Origin of the sequence: Massilia aquatica (assembly GCF_011682045.1) — a bacterium.
GTDB classification, from domain to species: Bacteria; Pseudomonadota; Gammaproteobacteria; order Burkholderiales; family Burkholderiaceae_D; genus Telluria_A; species Telluria_A aquatica.
On sequence record NZ_VVIW01000002.1, the window covers coordinates 235,856 to 257,765 of the forward strand.

General features: G+C 64.0%; 19 protein-coding genes and 2 tRNA genes. 8 read left to right on the forward strand and 13 right to left on the reverse strand.

Annotated elements, in window-relative coordinates; genetic code table 11:
- Positions 1–10 precede the first annotated feature (10 nt).
- A tRNA-Leu gene (locus F1609_RS04110) sits at positions 11–95 on the reverse strand.
- A gap of 65 nt (positions 96–160) precedes the next feature.
- Positions 161–245 (reverse strand) — tRNA-Leu (locus tag F1609_RS04115).
- Between the two features lie 372 nt (positions 246–617).
- On the opposite strand from F1609_RS04115, the gene rnr reads away from it, so the two are divergent.
- From rnr to F1609_RS04135, 4 genes are all read left to right on the forward strand, one after another.
- On the forward strand, positions 618–3,146 hold the full coding sequence (gene rnr, locus F1609_RS04120) for a ribonuclease R (protein ID WP_167074973.1): 2,529 nt from the start codon (positions 618–620) through the stop codon (positions 3,144–3,146).
- A 3-nt stretch (positions 3,147–3,149) separates the two neighbouring features.
- A complete protein-coding gene (gene rlmB / locus F1609_RS04125) occupies positions 3,150–3,893 on the forward strand; it encodes a 23S rRNA (guanosine(2251)-2'-O)-methyltransferase RlmB (RefSeq protein ID WP_099880211.1) in 744 nt (247 codons plus the stop codon).
- Positions 3,894–4,192: 299 nt separating this feature from the next.
- Entirely contained in the window at positions 4,193–4,933 is a 741-nt protein-coding gene (gene cysE, locus F1609_RS04130) for a serine O-acetyltransferase (RefSeq protein WP_167074975.1), read from the forward strand.
- Between the two features lie 10 nt (positions 4,934–4,943).
- Positions 4,944–5,639: a YceH family protein gene (locus F1609_RS04135; RefSeq protein ID WP_167074977.1), complete on the forward strand. Its 696-nt coding sequence runs from the start codon at positions 4,944–4,946 to the stop codon at positions 5,637–5,639.
- A 42-nt stretch (positions 5,640–5,681) separates the two neighbouring features.
- Here the strand turns inward: F1609_RS04135 and F1609_RS04140 are convergent, their stop codons facing one another.
- From F1609_RS04140 to F1609_RS04150, 3 genes are read right to left on the reverse strand one after another with little or no spacing between them, the layout of a single operon-like run.
- On the reverse strand, positions 5,682–6,641 hold the full coding sequence (locus F1609_RS04140) for a hypothetical protein (RefSeq protein WP_167074979.1): 960 nt from the start codon (positions 6,639–6,641) through the stop codon (positions 5,682–5,684).
- Entirely contained in the window at positions 6,638–7,495 is an 858-nt protein-coding gene (locus tag F1609_RS04145) for an ABC transporter ATP-binding protein (protein WP_167074981.1), read from the reverse strand. The genes F1609_RS04140 and F1609_RS04145 overlap by 4 nt, the downstream gene beginning before the upstream one ends.
- Entirely contained in the window at positions 7,492–7,857 is a 366-nt protein-coding gene (locus F1609_RS04150) for a GntR family transcriptional regulator (protein ID WP_167074983.1), read from the reverse strand. The genes F1609_RS04145 and F1609_RS04150 overlap by 4 nt, the downstream gene beginning before the upstream one ends.
- Before the next feature lie 313 nt (positions 7,858–8,170).
- Here F1609_RS04150 and F1609_RS04155 point away from each other — a divergent pair, with 313 nt between their 5' ends.
- Positions 8,171–10,405, forward strand: coding sequence for an NHL repeat-containing protein (locus tag F1609_RS04155; RefSeq protein ID WP_167074587.1), 2,235 nt, complete (start codon positions 8,171–8,173; stop codon positions 10,403–10,405).
- Between the two features lie 49 nt (positions 10,406–10,454).
- Here the strand turns inward: F1609_RS04155 and F1609_RS04160 are convergent, their stop codons facing one another.
- The 4 genes from F1609_RS04160 to F1609_RS04175 form a co-directional block, all read right to left on the reverse strand.
- Complete coding sequence (locus F1609_RS04160) at positions 10,455–11,198, reverse strand: hypothetical protein (RefSeq protein ID WP_167074985.1); 744 nt, start codon at positions 11,196–11,198, stop codon at positions 10,455–10,457.
- A gap of 25 nt (positions 11,199–11,223) precedes the next feature.
- A complete protein-coding gene (locus tag F1609_RS04165; protein WP_167075569.1) occupies positions 11,224–11,739 on the reverse strand; it encodes a peroxiredoxin family protein in 516 nt (171 codons plus the stop codon).
- Positions 11,739–12,281 (reverse strand): carboxymuconolactone decarboxylase family protein, encoded by a 543-nt coding sequence (locus F1609_RS04170; RefSeq protein WP_167074987.1) that lies wholly within the window; start codon positions 12,279–12,281, stop codon positions 11,739–11,741. The genes F1609_RS04165 and F1609_RS04170 overlap by 1 nt, the downstream gene beginning before the upstream one ends.
- 96 nt (positions 12,282–12,377) lie before the next feature.
- Positions 12,378–13,031 (reverse strand): MarR family winged helix-turn-helix transcriptional regulator, encoded by a 654-nt coding sequence (locus F1609_RS04175; RefSeq protein ID WP_167074989.1) that lies wholly within the window; start codon positions 13,029–13,031, stop codon positions 12,378–12,380.
- A 206-nt stretch (positions 13,032–13,237) separates the two neighbouring features.
- On the opposite strand from F1609_RS04175, the gene F1609_RS04180 reads away from it, so the two are divergent.
- Complete coding sequence (locus F1609_RS04180; RefSeq protein WP_167074991.1) at positions 13,238–15,250, forward strand: NHL repeat-containing protein; 2,013 nt, start codon at positions 13,238–13,240, stop codon at positions 15,248–15,250.
- Positions 15,251–15,403: 153 nt separating this feature from the next.
- Positions 15,404–17,431 (forward strand): NHL repeat-containing protein, encoded by a 2,028-nt coding sequence (locus F1609_RS04185; protein ID WP_167074993.1) that lies wholly within the window; start codon positions 15,404–15,406, stop codon positions 17,429–17,431.
- A 4-nt stretch (positions 17,432–17,435) separates the two neighbouring features.
- Here the strand turns inward: F1609_RS04185 and F1609_RS04190 are convergent, their stop codons facing one another.
- Positions 17,436–18,467 carry an AraC family transcriptional regulator gene (locus F1609_RS04190; protein WP_167074995.1) on the reverse strand — a complete coding sequence of 344 codons (1,032 nt, stop codon included), beginning with the start codon at positions 18,465–18,467 and terminating at the stop codon, positions 17,436–17,438.
- Between the two features lie 178 nt (positions 18,468–18,645).
- On the opposite strand from F1609_RS04190, the gene fabF reads away from it, so the two are divergent.
- Positions 18,646–19,914, forward strand: a complete 1,269-nt coding sequence (gene fabF, locus F1609_RS04195) for a beta-ketoacyl-ACP synthase II (protein ID WP_167074998.1) — start codon at positions 18,646–18,648, stop codon at positions 19,912–19,914.
- A gap of 28 nt (positions 19,915–19,942) precedes the next feature.
- Here the strand turns inward: fabF and F1609_RS04200 are convergent, their stop codons facing one another.
- From F1609_RS04200 to F1609_RS04210, 3 genes are all read right to left on the reverse strand, one after another.
- Positions 19,943–20,704, reverse strand: coding sequence for a UDP-2,3-diacylglucosamine diphosphatase (locus F1609_RS04200; protein WP_167075000.1), 762 nt, complete (start codon positions 20,702–20,704; stop codon positions 19,943–19,945).
- A 54-nt stretch (positions 20,705–20,758) separates the two neighbouring features.
- On the reverse strand, positions 20,759–21,235 hold the full coding sequence (locus F1609_RS04205) for a peptidylprolyl isomerase (RefSeq protein WP_166898629.1): 477 nt from the start codon (positions 21,233–21,235) through the stop codon (positions 20,759–20,761).
- 63 nt (positions 21,236–21,298) lie between these two features.
- The gene (locus F1609_RS04210; protein ID WP_167075002.1) at positions 21,299–21,907 is read right to left on the reverse strand and encodes a peptidylprolyl isomerase; all 609 of its coding nucleotides are present in this window, start codon (positions 21,905–21,907) and stop codon (positions 21,299–21,301) included.
- Between the last annotated feature and the right edge of the window lie 3 nt (positions 21,908–21,910).

Sequence of the window (21,910 nt, forward strand, 5' to 3'; positions counted from 1 at the left end):
CCCGGTAGAGTGGTGCCCACGGAGGGACTCGAACCCCCACACCTCGCGGCACATGGACCTGAACCATGCGCGTCTACCAATTCCGCCACGTGGGCATTGATACAGCTACTACGCTACTGCAACTATTTACTACCTGGTACTCGCCAAAACATCTGGAGAGTGGTGCCCACGGAGGGACTCGAACCCCCACACCTCGCGGCACATGGACCTGAACCATGCGCGTCTACCAATTCCGCCACGTGGGCATTGCTGCAAATTTACTACTGTTACTGCACTTCTTTTGCTGCCATCCGGCGTTGCCGCCGACTTCTGCTATCATACTCGCTTTCGGAGTTTTGCGCCAGACTAACTTTCGTTACTCTTTTCGCTCAACACCATGCGAATATGCTGCATTTTTCTCCCGCTTCAACGTTGTGTTTCCGCGAAAGACCGAAATTATAGCCGAAGATTTGGAAATGTCACAGCCCTGACCGAAGAATCTTTCAAAGCACGCTTCGTTAGGCGAATCGGACCGACCTCCGTTACACTACGCCTATCACCGTGTCAATCATCACTGTGTCAGTCACGCGGCCAGACGTTTCCCGCGCTAACTGCCAAAAACAAATATAGAAAAACATTTGAACCAAATTACTCATACCATTCCCAGCCGCGAGGACATTCTCGGCATTTTCCGCAACGCGGGCACGACGCTTGATCTTGAAGCCATCGCCCGCACGCTCAAGGTCAAGCCAGCCGCGCTGGAGGTGTTAACCAGGCGTCTGAATGCCATGCAGCGAGACGGCCAGATCCACGCCGACGCCGATGGCAATTACGGCCTGGCCGACCATTCCGGCTTCATCGCCGGCAAGGTCAGCGCGCACCGCGACGGTTTCGGCTTCGTCATCCCCGACGAACCGGGCGAAGACCTGTTCCTGTCAGACAAAGAAATGCAGAAAGTCCTGCATGGCGACCGTGTGCTCGCCAAAGTCACAGGAACCGATCGCCGCGGCCGCCAGGAAGGCACCATCGTCGAAGTCGTCACGCGCGCCAACAGTCATGTGATCGGCCGCCTGCTCAACGAGAACGGCGTCTGGATCGTCGCTCCCGAAGACAAGCGCATCGGCCAGGATATCCTGGTTGCCGGTTCGCCCGGCAAGGCCAAGGCGGGGCAGATCGTCAGCGTCGAGCTGAGCGAGCAGCCGTCGCGCTTCAAGCAGCCGGCCGGCCGTGTGGTCGAAGTGCTCGGCGACCTGGACGATCCCGGCATGGAAATCGAAATTGCCGTGCGCAAGTTCGGCGTGCCGCATATTTTCTCCGCCGCCGCGCTCAAGTCGGCCGCCAAGCTGCCCGGCGAAGTGCGCGAAGCCGACCTGCAAGACCGGGTCGACCTGCGCGACGTGCCGCTGGTGACCATTGACGGCGAAGACGCGCGCGACTTCGACGATGCGGTCTATTGCGAGCCGGTCAAGGTCGGCAAGGCCAACTGCTTCCGCCTGATCGTGGCGATCGCCGACGTGTCCCATTACGTCAAGCCGAACGATGCGCTCGATGTCGACGCGCTCGAACGCAGCACCTCGGTGTACTTCCCGCGCCGCGTGATTCCGATGCTGCCCGAGAAGCTCTCGAACGGCCTGTGTTCGCTCAATCCGGCCGTCGACCGCCTGACCCTGGTGTGCGACGCGGTCATTTCGGACAAGGGCGAGATCAAGGCCTACCAGTTCTATCCGGCCGTGATCCACTCGGCTGCGCGCCTGACCTATAACGAAGTGGCCGATATTCTCGGCAACACCGCCGGTCCTGAAGCGGCGCGCCGTCCAGCCATCGTGCCGCACCTGCTCAACCTGTACGATGTGTACCACGCGCTGCACAAGGCGCGCCAGGTACGCGGTGCGATCGACTTCGAAACCACCGAAACCTATATCGTCTGCAATGCGCTGGGCAAGATCGAAAAGATCATTCCACGCACCCGCAACGACGCCCACAAGGTCATCGAGGAATGCATGCTGGCGGCCAACGTCTGCGCGGCCGACCTCTTGATCCGCCACAAGCATCCGGGCACCTACCGCATCCACGCGTCGCCGACCAAGGAAAAGCTGACGCAAGTGCGTACGTTTCTGAAGCAGGTTGGCCTCAATCTCAACGGCGGCGACAAGCCGGCCGCCAACGATTATGCCGAACTGATGAAGCAGATCAAGGACCGTCCGGACGCGTCGCTGCTGCAAACCATGCTGCTGCGTTCGATGCAGCAAGCGGTCTACAGCCCCGACAATATCGGCCATTTCGGCCTGGCGTACGAGGCGTATGCCCACTTCACCAGCCCGATCCGCCGCTATCCCGACTTGCTGACGCACCGCGCCATCAAGGCCATTTTGCTCGGCAAGAAATACGAGCCGAAAGGCATCGACCTGGCCGGTTTGAACACCACCTTGTCGAACGCCACGCGCAAGCAGCAGGCCAAAGACAAGGCCGATGGCAAGCAAAAGAACGAAAAAGACCTGACCATCTGGGACGCCCTGGGCGTGCACTGTTCGGCCAACGAACGCCGCGCCGACGAAGCCTCGCGCGACGTCGAAGCCTGGCTCAAGTGCTACTTCATCAAGGACAAGCTCGGTGAAGAATTCACCGGCGTGGTCTCGGGCGTGACGACCTTCGGCATTTTTGTCCAGCTCGACGCGCTGTTCGTCGAAGGCCTGGTGCACATCACCGAACTGGGTACCGATTACTTCCAGTACGACGACGCGCGCCACGAACTGCGCGGCGAACGCACCGGCAAGCGCTATCAGCTGACCGACCGCGTGACCGTGCAGGTCTCGCGCGTCGACCTCGAAGCACGCAAGATCGACCTGGTCCTGGCCGGCGCCAGCGTGCAGGCAGACAGCGGCGCGGGCAAACCAAAGAGCGCGGCCCACAAGGCGCTCGACGCCAAGCCGGCCAAGTCGGGCAAACAGGGCCGCTCGTCGGGCGGCGGCGCAAACAACGGGGGAGGCAACACCGCTTCGCGTTACGAACTCGACGAGAGCGTCGGCGCGGAAGCGCCGGGCGCCAAGCCAAAGCGCAGCAAGTCCGGTTCAACCGCAGGCAAGTCCACCAGCCGTTCCGCAAAACCGGCGGGCACCAGCAATTCCAGCACCAAATCAACAAGCAAAACGAATAAGAGCAAGCGATAACACATGAAGAATAAAATGATTTTCGGGTTCCACGCGGTGACCTCGCGTCTGCGTCACGAGGCCTCGTCGGTGGAAGAAATTTTTGTCGATGCGACCCGCCAGGATCGCCGCATGCACGATCTCGTCGCCAATGCCAAGGCATTGGGCGTGCGCGTCATGCCGGTCGATTCGGCCCGTCTCGACAAGATCGTCGGAACCCGGCGCCACCAGGGCGTGATCGCCTTCGCCAGCCAACTGGCGCTGGCGCGCAACCTGGATGAGCTGCTCGATGCGATCGAAGGTCCGCCGCTGCTGCTGATCCTCGACGGCATCACCGATCCGCACAACCTGGGCGCCTGCCTGCGCGTGGCCGACGGTGTCGGCGCGCATGCGGTCATCGTGCCGAAGGACCGCGCGGTTGGCCTGAACGCTACCGCCGCCAAGGTTGCCAGCGGCGCCGCCGAAACCGTGCCGTACATCACGGTCACCAACCTGGCGCGCACCATGCGCGAATTGAAAGAGCGCGACATCCTGCTGATCGGCACCACCGACGATGCGGACAAGGGCTTGTATGAAGCGGACTTCTCCGGTCCGGCCGCGCTCGTCATGGGTTCGGAAGGCGAGGGCATGCGCCGCCTGACCCGCGAAACCTGCGACGTGCTGGTCGGTATTCCCATGTTCGGCTCGGTCGAGAGCCTGAACGTGTCGGTGGCGTCGGGCGTCTGCCTGTACGAAGCACGCCGCCAGCGCATCGCGCGCGAAGGCTGATATCCGGCACGCCGGCCCGGTAACTCCGTGCCGGCGTGCCAATCCTCCCTGCCTGCAAATTTCCATTTTGGTCGTGCTGTCTTTGCTTTAGCTGCAAGGACTGTTGCCGTTTGTGTACGCGGCAATATCGTCAACTTCCCTCGTTCATCGCGCAGGTAACATTGCACCTTAGTTATCGTCGCGAAATGTGCTTTCCCGTAATCAGCTGTATGCGAAGCGGGCAAATTGACCACACATAAGCGGGAGGCGGGCGGATACGCTACCATGCCTGTATCGCAACTGTTCCCACGTCCCTGTTTATGTTTTTACACCTGCGCGAAGATATCAAGAGCATCATAGAACGCGACCCGGCCGCCCGTAACGGATGGGAAGTGTTTACTTGTTATCCTGGCTTTCAGGCCATCATGATGCATCGCTGGGCGCAGGCTTGCTGGAGCCGCAATCTGAAATGGATCGGGCGTTTCATCTCGTACCTGGCGCGCATCCTGACCGGCATCGAGATTCATCCCGGCGCCACCATCGGACGGCGCGTGTTCATCGACCATGGCTTCGGCGTGGTCATCGGCGAAACCGCCATCGTCGGCGACGACTGCACCATCTACCAGGGCGTGACCCTGGGGGGCACCTCGCTCAACAGCGGCACCAAGCGCCATCCGACCCTGGAACGCGGCGTCATCATCGGCGCCGGCGCCAAGGTGCTCGGCTCGTTTACCGTGGGCGAATACGCCAAGGTCGGCTCGAACGCGGTGGTGATCAAGCCGGTGCCGGCCGGCGCGACGGCGGTCGGCAATCCGGCCCACATCGTCCAGAAAGAGGTCGATACGCGCGCCAGTTCGCATCTGTTCTCGGCCTACGGCGTGACCCCGAACGGCGACGATCCGCTGTCGAAAGCCTTGCACGGGCTGATCAATCACGCGGCGCGCCAGGATGAACAGCTCGACCGCCTGATGGCGCTGATGAAGTCGGCGGGAATCGCCTGCCCGAGCACGCCCGAGTGTGATAAATTGGATTCGGTAAAGCTCAATAAACTGGTCGAGTAAGGACACACGCATGACACTAGAAGGTACGACACAAGAATCAACGGGCGGCGCCGACGGCGCTGCCTTGCTGGACCCGTTCGAAATCCGCGTGCTGGCGGTGCTGGCCGAGAAGGAAGGCCTCACGCCCGACAACTATCCGATGTCGCTCAATGCCATCACCAACGGCTGCAACCAGCTCTCGAGCCGCGACCCGGTGATGCAGCTGTCCGACGAAACCGTGCAGGACGTGCTGCAACGCCTGATGCAGCGCAAGTTCGTCAACGGTATCACCCAGGCTGGCGCGCGCGTGACCAAGTACGAGCACCGCATGCGCATCAAATGGTCGCTCGAGCAGGACAAGCTGGCCGTGCTGACCATCCTGATGCTGCGCGGCTTGCAGACCGCCGGTGAAATCCGCACCCGTAGCGGGCGCCTGCACGAATTCAAGTCGGTGGCCGATGTCGAGGCGTGCCTGCAGTTTTTGATCGACAAGTATCCGCCGATCGTGGCGCGCCTGGCGCTGGCGCCGGGCACCAAGGAGCCGCGCTACGGGCAGCTCCTCGGTGGCGACGCGGCACTGGCGCAGCAGGAGTCCTCGTTCGGCGTGGTCAGCGCGCCGGCCCAGGGCAGCAGGGTGGCGCAGCTGGAGCAGGAAGTGGCGGCGCTGCGGGCCGAGGTCGACGACCTCAAACTGCAGTTCCTGGCCTTTAAAACGCAGTTCGAGTAAGCGCGCTACCGGTTCCGCCGCTGGCGGAACCTGCTTGCAGCATCAGCCTTCGTCCTTGAAGCGGCGCAAGCGAATCGCCGCATAGATCATCAGGGCGCCCGCCGCCGCGCCGACCCACACGCCCGGCGTGGTCAGCACCGGCAAGGCTTGCGATAGCACATCCATGCCCGGTTCGCGCAGCACGGCGCCGGCCCGGTTGTGCCCGAACAGCCAGCTGCCCGGCACCAGTCCCAGCAGCATGCGTCCGGCCACGTTGGTGGCCAGCCAGGCCGCCGCCGAGTTCATTCCCAGCACGTAATCCACCCATTTCACCAGCATCAGCGCGATCACAGGCAAGCCGACCGCCCACAGGAATACCTTCGACCTGGCCCAGCTCGATACCATGAGCAGCCAGCCGACCGTCGGCAGCGCGCACAGCACGTACACCGGCAGCACACCGAGCGCTTGCAGCGGCAGCATGTAGAACGCCGGGTTGCCGAGGATGGCGCCGAACACGTTTGCGCCGTGAAACAGCGCCGCCGTGCCGATCACGAGCATCAATGCGAACGAGGTGGCCAGGCTGATGCCGATCACGATCAGCGGCGCGGCCACGGTCGCCATCAGCACTTTCGACAGCACCGTGTGGGTGTCCGACAGCGGCAGCGATTTCCAGAACAGGATGCTGCGGTCGCGCCGCTCGTCGTGCAGGGCGCCCAGGCAGTAGAAGAACGTGGTCACGGCCAGCATTGCCAGCAGCGGCAGCCCGGCGCCCAGGCAAATGTTCAACAGGATGCCGACCGCTTGCCGGTAGTCGTCCGGCGACATGCCGGCGAACATGGCTTGCAGGCTTTGTATTTCTCCGTTGATCCGCATCGTCAGCGGCACCTGGCCCTGACTCAGGCCATAGATGACGGTGATGCCGCTCACCGTCACCATCACCATGCCGAGAATGAGCGGCGCCCAGAAAAACGATCCCTTGTGCTCCCAGAACTCGCGCTTGAGCAACCATGTCATTGTGTTCATGCGTAGCTTCCTTTCATGGTGGCGACAAACAAATCGGCGACGCTGGGGTTGCGCGTTTCGCCGAGGATAGCCAACTGTTCGCGCGCCACGCCGTCGAACAGCATCACCGACTTGCCGAACACGCTGCGCTGGTCGATCGGCTGCAGCGCATTGGCGGCGCCCAGCTTGTCGGGCGCGACCATCACTTCGATGAAGCGCTCGCCGACCTCGTCCATCGAGGCCGACAGCACGATCTTGCCGTCGCGGATGAACAGCAGGTCGGTGAGGATATGTTCGACTTCCTCGACCTGATGGGTGGTGATGATGATGGTCTTGTCCGCGTCAAAATAGTCTTCCAGCAGGTTTTGATAGAACTGCTTGCGGTAAATGATGTCCAGGCCCAGGGTCGGCTCGTCGAGCACCAGCAGTTTGGCGTCGATGGCCATCACCAGCGCCAGGTGCAGTTGCACGATCATGCCCTTGGACATGGTCTTGACCTTCATCGCCGGCGTGAGCTTGGTCGCGGCCAGGTAGCGCTCGGCCTTGGCGCGGTCAAAGCGCGGATGCACGCCTTCGACGAAGTCGATCGCCTCGGACACGCGCAGCCAGCGCGGCAGGATGGCCACGTCGGCAATAAAGGAGACCTGCTGCATCAGCGCGTCGCGCTCGGTGCGCGGGTCGAAGCCGAGCACCGACAGCTCGCCGGCCACATCGGTCAGGCCGAGCACGGCTTTGAGGGTGGTGGTCTTGCCCGACCCGTTGGGGCCGATCAGGCCGACGATGCGGCCGGCGGGAATGTCGAAGCTGATATTGTCGAGCGCCACCGACTTGCCGTAGCGCTTGTTCAGATTGCGGGCGCTGAGGACGGTGCTCATGACTGGCCTCCGTCTTGCGGGTGCAGCAACTGGCCCAGGTCCAGGCCGAGGCGGCGGATGCGTTCGAGCATGGCCGGCCATTCTTCGCGCATGAAGCGCTCGCGTTCGCTGGCGAGCAATTTTTCGCTCGCGCCTTCGGTGACGTACATGCCAATTCCCCTTCGTTTTTCCACAAGTTGCTCGTCCACCAGTTCCTGGTAGGCGCGCGAGACGGTGATCGGATTGAGCTGGTACTCGGCCGCGACCTGGCGCACCGAGGGCAGGGCGTCGCCGGCTTTGAGGGCGCCGTCGAGCATCATGCCGACGACTTTTTCCTTGAGCTGGCGATAGATGGGCGTGTTGTCGTTCCAGCCGATCGTCATGGACGGCCCTCCCGCGGATGTGATGTTGACTGGTGAGGCATGTTTCCTCCCTGTTGGTGAGGTAATGCGGTGGTGATGTAGTTAACTATAACACCAGTTCTCCACGCTATAGGCGTATGCATGTGAAATAAAATTAGAGATAATATTTTCCTACTGTAAATATTCCATAGTGTTTCTGTTATATTCCCGGTCTTTGCAATTGCACCAAACGGGTGTCGTGCCGTACCGGCGGCAATGCGCATGCGCGCTGCAGCCGTTGTTACTCCCGTGATCGCGGTCTTCCCACCAACTTGCCTCCCCGTTCGTCTCCTTCATGAAAACCATACCTTCCACATCGGGCCGCAAGGTCATCCTGAACCATTCACTTTCGCTGGCACTGTGCGCCGCGCTGGCCGCCTGCGGCGGCGGTGGCGGTGGCGGCAATCCCGCGCCGGCCACGCCGGCACCTGTTACCCCGGACCCGGCGCCGCCGGCAAGCGGCCAGGGTTACGAGATCGGCGGCACGGTCGCCGGCCTGGAGTGGGGCGTCCCGCTGTCGCTGGCGAACGGTGGCGACAGCGTCGTGGTGGACCGCGATGGCACGTTTCAGTTTCGCCAGCGTGGACGCGAAGGGACGCCGTATGCGGTCGCCGTGACCGCGCCGGCGGGGCGTTCCTGCAGCGTCACCGATGGCGCCGGTACGGTCGGCAAGGGCGCCGTGAGCAACATCAGGGTCAACTGTTTCCCGCTCATCCTGGCCGGAACAGCGGTGCCGCTGCACACCTCGGCCGGCATGGCGATGGACAAGTCGGGCAATGCCTTCATCATGGATGTGGGGCGCCAGGTCGTGCTCAAGATGACGCCGGCCGGCGTTATCTCCACATTTGCCGGTTCGGCCAGTGTGTTCGGGGCCCAGGATGGTAACGCCGGCGCCGCCAGTTTTCATTTCGACCGTCGCTCGCGCATGATCGTCGATGGCGCCGGAAACCTGATCCTCACCGATACCTGTAACAACACGCTGCGCAAGATCACGCCGGCGGGCGTGGTCAGCACCATCGCCGGCACGCCGCGCCGGGTCTGCGTCTACAACGACAAAGCGATCGACATCCGCGACGGCGCCGGCGCGGCGGCGCTGTTCGACCAGCCGTTCGAACTGGCGCTGGCGACCAACGGCGACTATCTGGTGCTGGAGCAGGGCGCGCGCTATCGCCGCGTGACCCCGGCCGGCGTCGTCACCACCGTGCGCTGGACCAGCCCGGCCGGCAGTGCGGCGCCGCTGAACCAGCCGCATCTCGTGGCAATGGGAAAAGATGGCACGCTGTACGCCGCCGACTACAGCAACGTCTACACCATCGCGGGCGGCGTGGCGACCCTGCTGGCGGGCGACGGCGGCGATGTGAGGCCAATGAGCGATGGCATGGGCAGGTCCGCGGTGTTCAGCGCTCTGTCCTCGATGAAGGTCGATGCATCCGGCGACCTGTATCTTTCGGATGTCGGAATGGTGCGCAAGATGACGCCCGCTGGCCTGGTCACTACCCTGGCCGGTGGCGCGGACTCGAATATCGGACCGCCGGGCTATGGCACCGGCCCCCGCCTTGCTTACGCAGGCATGCTGGCATTCGATCCGGCAGGAAATATCGCACGCCTGGGCGACGATGATGTGTTACAGACCATTACCAGGTCGGGCGTGGTGACAACTTCGGCGGCAACGCCGTACTACATCGGCAGCAGCGACGGTGCGCGCTCGAATGCGAGCTTCCTGTACACCATGCGCCTGTCGGTCGACGCCGCCGGCAACCTGTACCTCGCCGATTCCAATTATCGGGTCGTGCGCAAGATTGGTCCGGAAGGCGTCGTCACGACGTTCGCCGGTACGCGCGGTTCGCGCAGCCCCAGCCTCGATCCGATCCTGTTCGGCTTTCCGAGGGCGGTCGCGCTGGACGCGGCCGGTGCCGTGTACGTGGCTGACACGGGCTGGATCGGCAAGATCGTGGACGGTAAAATGACCGCGATCACACCCTCGACGGCCTTGCCGCGGATCGTGGAGATGCGCATCGATGCGCAGGGCAACGTGCTGGCCACGATGCCGGAAAAAGTGGTCAGGATCACGCCATCGGGCCAGGTCAGCGTGCTGGTCGACGTGCAGCGCATGCTCAAAGCCACCGGCCTGACGGATGCGTCGGACGGATTCAATCCGACCGGCCTGACGCTGGACGCGGCGGGCAACCTGTACATTGCCGACGTCGTCAGCAAGACCATTCTCAAGCTCGACAAGCAGGACGTGCTGTCGGTATTTGCCGGCGTGCCGGGACAGCATGGCAGTGCCGATGGTCCCGCGCGCTCGACGGCGCTGGGCTTTTACTCCACGGTGCAGATGAGCTTCGCGCCGAATGGCGATCTGTATATGAGCGGGCACGGCAAGGTGCGCAAGATCAGTCCGGACGGCTGGCTGTCGACCCCGCAGTTGGGGTGGGGCAATGCGGATATCTACAGCATGGTCTACAGCAATGGAAAACTGTACGGCATGACGGTCGGTGCTGTCATGCAGACAGTGTTGCCGCCCAACTGAGGACCTGGCACGCGGCGCGCCGCCCGTCTGCGGGAGCGCGCCGGAGCGCTTATTTGCCGACCTTGCCCGGCAGGCTCAAGGTGCCTGATGCGACCTTGAACACATTCGCCACGCATAGCAGCGGGCTGTGCACGCTGGCGTTGACGCGCAGCGCCGCCGTCACGCCGTCGAAACTGGCGTCGGCCAGCACGCCCACATCCTCGAACGGCACCCGCACTTCCAGGGTCGTTCCCTTGAATACCGGGCTGTAGCCAGGGCTGTCGATCAGCAGCGGCAGGCCGGGCCAGGTTGTCGGCAACCTGGGCGCTGCGCCGGCCGGAATGTCGACCACTTTCAGCGCGCCCTTGCCGCAGGCATCGTCGGGTTCGAGCACCACCCAGTGCGAATGCCACAGATCCCCATCGTTTTTCAGATCACCGTCGCCATTCTCGTCGTACAGGGGCGTGTCGTCGAAATCGGGATGCGAGGTCACTGCGAACGCGAGGATGCCGGCGCCCTTGTCGAACCCGGCCACGGACGGATCGAGCGACGTCGGCCAGACGTACGAAAACACGCTGCTGCCGGCCAGCTTGCCGGTCGCGGAAGGCCGCGACTGGCCCGCCTTGCCCGACACGGCAATGTGGAACACCGCCATGTTGCCTTCCCTGGCGATCCTGGTATGGATGATGTCGAACGGCGCATTGACGGCTTTCGCCGGCGCGCTGTGGATGCCGCCGGTGTGGCCCTGGTGGGCGCAAGCCGGGAGTGCCGCACACAGGATCGTGGCGGCAAGTGCTGGTATGACGGATTTCATTTCTTTTCCAATGCAAGATGGTTGTTTAAAGTCGGCAGGCGCCGTCGTCGCAGTGCGGCTGCGTCCCGGTGTCGGCCACCGATTCGGCCACCAGCGCGGCAATCAGCGCGCCGGCCCGCATGTCGTCCACCATGCCGGGCAGCGCGTGGCGCAGCACGCCGTGGCGGTCGAACAGCAGCAGGGTCGGCGTGCCGCGCAGCTGGTAGCGCGCCATCGTCCGCGGCACCGGGCCGTGCTCCGACGGCTGGTCGATGCCGACCGGGAAGTCGATCCGGTATTCGTGGATAAACGCTTCCAGCGCCGGGCGGCCCATGGCGGCGTGGTGCTCGAACACAGTGTGCAGTCCCAGCACTTCCACCTCGTCGCGGGTGAAGGTGCGCCCGATCCGCTTCGCCTGCGGAATGCCGTGCGACACGCAGCCCGGGCACAGCATCTGGAACGCGTACACCGCCACCACCTTGCCGCGCAAAGCGGCAAGGCTGACCGGTCCGGCTGCGCCCACCCAGGCGCTGACCTCGAATTCGGGTGCGGCGGCGCCCATCATTTGGCGCGCAACTTCACTTGCGGGAAGTCGACCGGTACCGCAAAGGCGACATTCACGTAATTGGTGAACAGGTTGAGCGCGATGTGGGCCATGATTTCCATCATCTCGCCATCGTTGAATCCCGCCCGGCGCAGCGCGTCGACTTCGGCGGCGTCGACCTGGCCACGCTCCCTGACCATGGCCACGGAAAAGCGCAGGGCGGCGGCGCTTTTCGGGTCGTCCGACTGGCCGGCCTGGGCCGCGCTCATCTCTTGCGCGCTGGCGCCGGCCTTGCGTCCAAGCATGGTGTGGGCGGCGAGGCAGTATTCGCAGTGGTTCAGGTCGGCAATGGCGACCGCGATCTGTTCGCCGAGCCTGGCGCCGAGCGTGCCGCCGCCGAGCGCGCCGAAGGCGGCCCACATGCTGGCCAGCGCCGCCGGCGAATTGGCGACGGCGCGGAACATGTTCGGGGTGGCGCCAAAGGCGGCCTGGACCTGGTCGAGCAGGGGAGCGGCGTTGGCAGGGGCTTGCTCGCGGGTGAGGAGGGCGATACGGGACATGGTGTTTCCTTTATAAACAGGCCGGTTGAGGAAATGAGAAGCGCGGCCTTGCTCGCTTCTCGGTAGGAGTCCTAACTATTTAAAGCAAAAAAAAGTTCAGGCGAACGCTTCCCAGTTGCGCCGTTCCGTCGCCGGGTCGGTCGCTTGATGCTCGGCGCAATCGATGCGCAAAAATGCAATCGGCAGGGGCGCCTTGACCAGGGCGCAGTGATGCGGCGCGGCGCTGCCGGGATTGACGTTGGCCTCGAAAAAGCGGCACGACAGGCAAGCGCGCAGGGCAGGGAAGCGCTCGCTCTTTTGCAACTGCGCGATCAGCTTGAACAGGCCGACCAGCAACTGGTCCTTGACCTCGGCGTCGAGCGCGGCGGCGGCATCGTCGGCAAAACCCAGGGCCGACATCATTTTCTCGACCATCGCCTTGCCCTGCCCGGTCAGCCACAGTGCGCTGGCGCGGCCATCGTCCTCGGCACGGGCTTTGCGCACCAGGCCCTTGGCGACCAGGGCTGTGACCGAATCGCTGGCGCTGGCAGGCGACACCGACAACTGCGCGGCCAGCCACGACAGGCGCACGCCCGTGCTGCGGTCTTTCAGCAGTTGCAAAATCTCGGCCTGGGTCGGATTGAGGTTTTCCGCCGTGGCGAACTCCCACATGCCGGCGCGCAGCACGCTCGACACGCGGCTGATCGCCACCACGATGCGCGCTGAAATATCCGGTGTGCCGTCCCACGGCGTTTCTAGTTTGATGTCCATGGAGGCATCTTAACACGCCCAGGAATTAAATTAAGAGTCCTAAGTAAATAGTTTGCTCATCAATCAGGTCGACATCGTGTTGCCGGGATTGCTAAGCAATAAATACAACAAGGTATCAGCAAGCAAGCAGATTTCCTGAATTAAATTTTGATTGCCATATGAATATGCGTATATTGACCGACTTTCCCATTCACGAGAAGCCGACCATGCATTCCGAGCGCGTCCACCCGTTTCCCCGTCGTTCCTCCTCCATCCTGTGCGCTGTGGCAATCCTGATCGCGTCCGCGCTTGGCGCGTGCGGCGGCGGCTCGGGTGGGTCGGCTCCCGCCAGCCCGGTACCGGCGACGCCCGGCCCGGTGACGCCAGCGCCGGGCGCGGCGCCATCGGCTAACGTGCTGGCCGGTGTGCAATCGGAGCTGCAGTTCCCGATCGGCATGGCCATGGACAAGGCCGGCAATATCCTGGTCATCGATGCCTCGACCCAGCTGATCCACAAGATCACGCCGCAGGGCGGCATGACGACCCTGGCCGGCTCGCGCATGGTGCACGGTTTCGCCGACGGCCAGGGCGACAAGGCCAGCTTCAGTTTCAACTACGAATCGCGCGCCATGGTCGATGCAGCGGGTAACCTGATCGTCACCGATACCTGCAACAATACGGTGCGCCGCATCACGCCGGAAGGGCTGGTTTCGACGGTGGCGGGCACACAACGCGCCAACTGCATTCCCTACACGTCGCAGGCGTATATCTACAGCGGCGACACGCGCGGCACGCTGAGCCGGCCGGGCGGTATCGCGCTCGACGCGAATGGCGATTACCTGGTGCTCTCGGCCGATGCGATCGTGCAGCGCATTACCCCGGCAGGACAAGTGAGCGCGATCAAGTGGGCCATTGACAGTGCTTCCACGTCGCAACTCGGGCGTGCGACCAACATCGCGACCGGCAAGGATGGCGTCGTGTATGCCAGCGACGCCTCCCGCATCTACCGCATCACCAATGGCGTAGCGCGCTTCATCGCCGGCGGCCCTCCCGCTAACGGTTCGCGTGACGGGCAGGGCGCCGCCGCCGGCTTTTCGAGAATCAACGGACTCGCGCTCGATGCGTCCGGCAATCTGTACATCACCCAGGGCGGCGCGGTGCGCAAGATGACGCCGGACGGCCTGGTCACGACGGTGGCGGGAAACCACGTCGGCCCCTTGGTCGCGCGCGATGGGAGCGTGGCCAGCGCCACCTTCAATACGGTTGGCAGCATGGCGTTCGATGCACAGGGCGTGCTGACCATGGTCGATGTCGGGGCCGACGCCGTGCGCCAGCTCTCGCCACAGGGCGCGGTCAGCACGCTGGCCGCCACGCCGCTGGCAGCCGGTGAGCAGGACGGTGTCGGCGCGCTCGCGCGCTTTGGCGGCATCGGACAAAGCGCGGTCGACTCGAAGGGCAATTTCTACCTGGCGGAGCCGGACCGCGCCGTGGTGCGCAGGGTCGGCCCGGACGGCGCGGCCACGGTGTTTGCGGGCATTCCCGGCACCAGGAACGAGGCGAGCGCAACCGCCTTGCGCGCCGACGCGCTGTACTATCCGACCGCCGTTGCCGTTGACGCCAGGGATGCGGTGTACGTAGCCGACGGCCAGCGCGTGCTCAAGTTCGAGGGCGGCGTCATGCGCACCATTTCATCGGAAAGGATCGGGAACGTCACCCACATCGCCGTCGACGCGGATGGCAATCTTGCGCTGGCGGCGTATTCGGAAGTCATCCTGATGTCAGCCGACGGCAAGATCGTGCGCCGCATCGACTACAAGGATGTGGCGCCGCAGGCAATGGAAGAGCGCCGCAGCGTTTCTGGTATCTGGGCTGCCAGCGTCGCATTCGACCGCAACGGCAATCTGTACCTGGCCGATCTCGATCATGGCGTGATCCTCAAGGGGGGCAAGAGCGGCGCGTTTACCCTGTTTGCGGGGACGCCGAACGCCACTGGCCAGCGCGACGGACCAGCGCGTACCGGGCTGATCGGATTTTACTCTGGCCCGCAAATGGCGTTTGCGCCGGATGGCGATATGTATTTGAGCGGTAACGGCAAGGTACGCAAGATCGCGCCCGACGGCACGATCTCGACGCCGGCGCTGGCGTGGGGGCTGGCGAATATCGGCAGCGTTTCCTACGGTAATGGCAAGCTGATGGGAATGGCGGGCCACGCGGTGGTCTTCGCACCGCTGCCGCGATAAGGCGAGCCCGGCAAACCGGCGGCGCAGCGGCGGTTTGTCGGCAACGCTTGAACGGGGCGAGGGTGAGGGCGCATGCGCTGCCGCCCCGCAGCGCTTGCTTCGGACGCGGCTTGGCGGGTATATTGACGCTCCTCCCGCTTTCCCGCCGATCCTATGCCACATGACTTGCCGTTTCCCTTGAGCACCGCCTTGCGCCGCAGCGCCGCCTTGCTTTCCTGCGTGTTGTTCACGGCCTGCGGCGGCGGATCGGGCGGTTCAAGTCCCGCGCCGGGCACACCGGCGCCGACCCCGGACGTCAAGCCCGTCGCCGCCAAATGCGGCCCCGGCGTGACCGACTACGTGGCCACCGGCGACGCTGACATGGCCGCGCTCGGCATCACCTGCATGCAGTCCGTACGGGCCGGCAAGGAAACCGTGCTGCAGATTCCGAACGGCATGGCGATCGACAAGGCCGGCAACACCTACGTGCTCGACCGCGCCAAGCAGGTCATCTTCAAACTCACGCCGTCTGGCGCGATGTCGGTGCTGGCCGGTTCGATCGCCCGCTACGGCAGCGACGACGGCGCCGGCAGCGCGGCCAGCTTCAATTTCAATCACCTGTCGCGCCTGATCGTCGATCGCGCCGGCGATCTGATCGTGACCGACACCTGCAACAATACCCTGCGCAAGATCACGCCGGCCGGCGTGGTCAGCACCCTGGCCGGGACGGTCGAGGCGGTCTGCCAGTCCGGCACCGGGCGCATTGGCAGTGGCGACGGCGCCGGTGCGCAAGCGTTTTTCGACCGTCCGGCCGAGATCGCGCTCGATGTCAATGGCGACTACCTCGTGCTGGAATACGCCGGCATCCGGCGCGTCACGCCAGCCGGCGTGGTCAGCCGCGTGACGTGGACCCGCAATCCGGCCGAACAGCGGGAAATGCGGCGCCCGAGCCGGATTGCCGTCACCAGCGACGGAACGCTGTATGTGTCCGAATTCACCCGGATTTACCGCATCGCCGGCGGCGTCGCGACCTTTGTTGCAGGTGGAAATTCCGGCTCGGCGCGCGACGGGGTCGGCGCCGGGGCCGTGCTGGTGGCGCCGCGCGCCATGGTGGCCGATGCGGCTGGCGACATTTATGTCAGCGATGTCGACCTGTTGCGCAAGGTCACTCCCGGCGGGGTGGTCACCACCGTGGCCGGCAACAGCGCCGGCGGCGCGGTGCGCGACGGCAGCGGCGCCAATGCCCGCTTTTCTTATCTCGGCCCGCTGCTCATGGCGGCCTCGGGCAATATCGTTGCGCTCGACAGTGGCGCGCCGTCGATCCGCATCGTGACTCCGGCTGGCGTCGTCACTACCTCGGCCGCGACAGCGGTGGCCAGCGGCAGCGTGGACGGCAAGGGCACCTCGGCGCGCTTGAACCGGCAAGACGGTACGGCGGCCGATGCGGCCGGCAATCTGTACATTGCCGACCACGCCACCAACCTGGTGCGCATGGTCAGCCCCGACGGCACGGTCAGCGTGTTTGCCGGCAACGGCATGAAGGGCGCGACCTTCAGTCAGCCCTACAGCATTGCGATCAGCCCGAACGGCGCCGTCTACGTGGCCGACAACGACCATATCGTCAGGATCGAGCGCGGCGCGACCACGATCGTGCAGTCGTACACGCCGCAAACCAACGATGTCCTCGATATCGCCGTCGATGCCGAAGAAAACCTGGCCATCGCCGGCTCCGCCGCGGTACGCCAGGTGTCGCCATCGGGCAAGGTGACCGAGCTGATCGTCGATGTCGGCTACGGCCGCGACGGCCTGGACGACAGGTCCCTGCGTCCGGCCAGTATCGCCTACGACCGCCCGGGCAATCTGTACGTGGCCGACGCGGCCAGCGTGGCCATCTACAAATTGAACAAGGCCGGCACCCTGAGCCGCTTCGCCGGTTCGCCGTTCTGGATGGGCGACCTCGATGGCCCGGCCGGCAACGCCATGCTGGGTTTCCACGGCAATACCGAGATGGCGTTCGCGCCGAATGGCGATATGTACCTGAGCGGGCAGGGCTTGCTGCGCAAGGTCAAGCCGGACGGCACCGTCTCGACCCCGGCGCTGGCCTGGGGCAAGCCGGTGCCGGGCGGGATCGCCATCGGCAGTGGCATGCTGATCGGCGTGACTTCGTACGCGGTGGTGCAGGCGCCGCTGCCGGCCGACTGAGCCGTCACTCGCCCTGGCGGCTACCCTTGCGATAGTCGGAAGGGCTGCTACCGGTCCAATGTTTGAATGCGCGGCAAAAGCCTGTGGCGTCGGAAAAGCCCAGGTCGAAGGCCAGCGCCGCCACGCTGGTGTTGGAGTTCGTGAGCCGATGAACGGCAATATCGCGCCGCAGGCCATCTTTCACCGACTGGAAATGGGTGCCTTCCCCGGCCAATCGGCGGTTGATCGTGCGCACCGAGGTATGCAAGCCCTGCGCCAGGCCCTGTATGGTCAGCCGCTGCGCCATGTTTTGCTCAAGATATTCCCGTGTCCTGGCCGCCATCGAGGCGCGCTGCAGCGTGCTGAAGGTCCAGTCTTCCGGCGCGCGTTTCAGGAATGCCCATAGTTCGTGTTTCTCGCGTTTGAACGCCCCGGCGCAGTCCTGGTAGGCGAAGTAGATGCTCGTCATGCCGGCATCGAAGCGTACTTCGCCGGGGTAGAGAAAGGCATAGTCCTCCACATGCCTGGGCCTGGCGAAGCGGAATTCGACCGCGTGCAGGATGATCTCCCTGCCCAGCAGCCAGGAGGCGATGCCGTGAATGAGCTTCATCATCAACTCGTGCCCAAGCGGCGTGACGTGCGTGCCAGCCGTTCTTTCCACGAGCGCCAGCCGTACCAGATTGTTTTTGGTTGAAATCTGCAGCCGGTAATCGTCGAGCAGCAGATTCCAGAAGCGCACGAAACGATTCAAGGCGACCAGCACCGTCGGCGCATCCAGCAGGCTGAGCATGAGGTATTTCAGCGTGCCGGTGCGAATCGGCCGCGACCACAATCCCAGCATTTCGTCGTCGAGCGAGGCCGCCACTGTCCGGTACAGCGCAACGTATTGCTGGCGCGTCAGCCGTGCATCGGGCTGGTCGAGAAGCGAGTGCGGGATCGCGGCGCTCGCGAGGACCTGTGCCGCCACCTTGGCGCCATGACGGGTGCGCACGCAGTGCAGCATCCCGTGCAGGAAGTGGGACGAGACGGTCAGGGCACTTTGCCAGGATAGCTTCATAGTCCATCATTATGGCGTATTTTGCATATTCGTTGGCGCGATGTGCCAATCTTTCCTCTGGCATCGCCCTATACTGAGCGCCAGATTCCAGCGCCGCGCTTCCCTGCGCGCGTGCCGCCGCATGGCGTATTTTGCCAATCCTGTCTGCATATTTTCATTGTTAAACGAGGAGTCTGGTTTGAGTACAAGACGTATTGTCGTTACTGGCATGGGCATCGTGTCGCCCCTGGGCTGCGGAGTCGAGACCGTCTGGCGCCGTCTTCTGGACGGGCAATCGGGATTGCTGGCGCTGCCCGAGGACATGACGGAATCAATCGCAGCCAAGGTCGCCGGCGTGGTGCCGGACCTGACCCCGGAGCGCCCATGGGGATTCGATCCGGCCGTCGCTGTCGAGCCCAAGGACCACAAGAAAATGGACCGCTTCACCCTGTTTGCCATGGCCGCCGCGCAGGAGGCCTTGCGGCAAGCCGGCTGGCAGCCCGGCACCGACAGCGCGCGCGAACGCACGGCCACCATTGTCGGCTCGGGCGTGGGCGGATTCGGCGCCATCGTGGAGGCCGTGCGGACCACCGATGGGCGCGGGCCGAAGCGGCTGTCGCCATTCACCGTCCCCAGTTTCCTGGCCAATATGGCCGCCGGTCACATTTCGATCCGCCACGGCTTTCGTGGCCCGCTCGGGGCGCCGGTGACCGCGTGCGCCGCCAGTGCCCAGGCCATCGGCGACGCCGCGCGCCTGATTCGCTCGGGCGAGGCCGATATCGCCGTGTGCGGTGGCGCCGAGGCCTGCATCGACCGCGTCAGTTTCGGGGCGTTTGCCGCTGCCAGGACCATGTCCACCGGCTTCAATGACGACCCGGCCAGGGCATCGCGGCCATTCGATCTGGCGCGCGACGGTTTTGTGATGGGGGAGGGCGCCGGCATGCTGGTCATCGAAGAACTGGAGCACGCGCGGCGCCGCGGCGCCACGCCGATTGCCGAACTGCTGGGCTATGGCACCAGCGCCGACGCCTATCACATGACCTCGCCGCCCGAGGATGGGGCCGGCGGACGGCGCGCCATGGAACTGGCGATCCGGCAAGCCGGGTTGTCGCCGGAAGACATCGGGCACGTGAACGCGCATGCGACCTCCACCCCGGTGGGCGACGCCAGCGAGCTGGCCGCCATCAAGGCGATTTTTGGCGCCGGGCGCGGTCCCGCCGTCTCGGCCACCAAGTCGGCCACCGGGCATTTGCTGGGGGCCGCTGGCGGGGTGGAAGCGATCTTCACCGTGCTGGCGCTGCGCGACCAGATGGCGCCGCCGACATTGAACCTGGAGCAGCCGGATCCGGCCGCGCAAGGGATCGACATCGTCAGCGGATCCGCGCGCAAGATTGCGACGGACTATGCCATGTCGAACGGCTTCGGTTTCGGCGGCGTGAACGCCAGCCTGGTATTCGGCCGGCTTTGACCGGACAGAGCGGTGTTGCCGGCCGCTCTCAGCCGATGACTTTGCCGTCCAGGTCGTGGCGCGTGATGACGCCGCCCTCGCCGATGGCGATCCAGCCGCCGCGCGGCGGTTCGGCATCGGGCTCCCAGTCGGGCAGCACGTAGCGGCGCTTGCCGCCGTGCTCGTGCAAGGCCGGGCGGTGCGTGTGGCCGTGGATCAGCACGTTCGTGCCGGTGGCGGCGAACAGCGCGTCGATCGCCTGCGGCGTGACATCCATGATGTCCATGGTCTTGGTGCTGTGCGCTTCCTTGCTGCCTTCGCGCAGGTTGGCGATGATCGCCTTGCGCTGCGCCAGCGGCATGGCCAGGAACTGCGCCTGCCAGGCCGGCTGGCGCACCTGCTGGCGAAATGCCATGTACTTGACGTCGTCGGTGCATTGGGCATCGCCATGCACGACAACAATTTTCTGCCCGCCAATCTCGGCACTGTGCGGCTCGTCCAGCAATTGCATGCCGGCGGCGTCGGCAAAGGCCTGGCCCACTAAAAAGTCGCGGTTACCGGCGATCCAGTAGACCGGAATGCCGGCGTCGCTGACGGCGCGGATGCCTGCTGCGATGCGGTGGTGCAGGGGCGCGTCGAGATCGTCGTCGCCGGCCCAGTATTCGAACAGGTCGCCGAGGATATACAGTGCGCGCGCCGCCATCGCGCGTTCTTCCAGGAAAGCGAAGAAGGCATCCACGGTGCGCGCATGCGCTTCCTGCAGATGCAGGTCTGAAATAAACAGCGCGAGCGTTCGCGCAGGCAGGGTCATTGGGCCGCTGCCGGTGGGGTTTGCTCGCGCATCATGCTTTTTGCTCTGCCTGGCTTAGATGACTTCGATTTTTTCGATGATCACTGGCTCGAGAGGCACGTCGCCGCTCTTGGTCTTGACCTTGCGGATCGCATCGACCACTTCCTTGCCTTCGGTAACTTTGCCGAACACGGCGTAGCCGAAGCCGTCCTGGCCTGGATAGTCGAGGAAGCTGTTGTTCTTGACGTTGATGAAGAACTGCGCCGAGGCCGAATGCGGGGCCGAGGTGCGGGCCATCGCCAGGGTGTAGGTATCGTTCTTGAGGCCGTTGCTGGCTTCGTTTTCGACGGTCTGGTCGGCTGGCTTCTGGCGCATGTTCGGCTCCATGCCGCCGCCCTGGATCATGAAGTCGGCGATGACGCGGTGGAAAATGGTGTTGCTGTAATGGCCTTTGGCCACGTAATCGAGGAAGTTGGCAACCGTTTTAGGCGCTTTTTCGGCGTCCAGCTCGGCGGTGATGTTGCCCATGTTGGTGGTGATGAGAATGGCCATGTGTGATTCCTCTTGGTTGGGTGATTGGTTACGGCGCCGCTATTTTACGGCAACAGTGAAAATTCAGGGCTTGACGATGGTGGCGGACTTGATGACGATCGGCGTGACCGGCACGTTCTGGTTGCCGCGCACGTCGTCGACCATGACGCCCTTGATCTTGTCGACCACTTCCTGGCCGGAAATGACCTTGCCGAACACGGTGTAGCCGAAGCCGTCGCGCCCCGGATAGTCGAGATTGGTATTTTCGGCGACGTTGATGAAAAATTGCGAGGTGGCCGAATTCGGATCTTGCGTGCGCGCCATGGCGATGGAGTAGGGCACGTTCAGCAAGCCGTTCTTGGCTTCGTTCTGGACCGGCTTGTTGGTGCGGCGCGGCAGCATTTTTTCATCCATGCCGCCGCCCTGGATCATGAAGTCGTTAATCACGCGGTGGAAAATCAAGCCCTTGTAATGTCCGCTTTTAACGTATTGCAGAAAATTGGCGACGGTTTTCGGCGCTTTTTCCTGGTCGAGTTCGAGCACGATCTCGCCCATGGAGGTTTTCAGCGAGACCTGCGGCGTTTCGCTCGCCAGCACGGCGGTGCTGAGGGTGAGGCCGGCGAAGAGGGCGAGAAAGCGCGCCAGCAGGGGGCGGGAGGCAAAGGGCATGCGGAACAATAACGAATCTTGCATTTA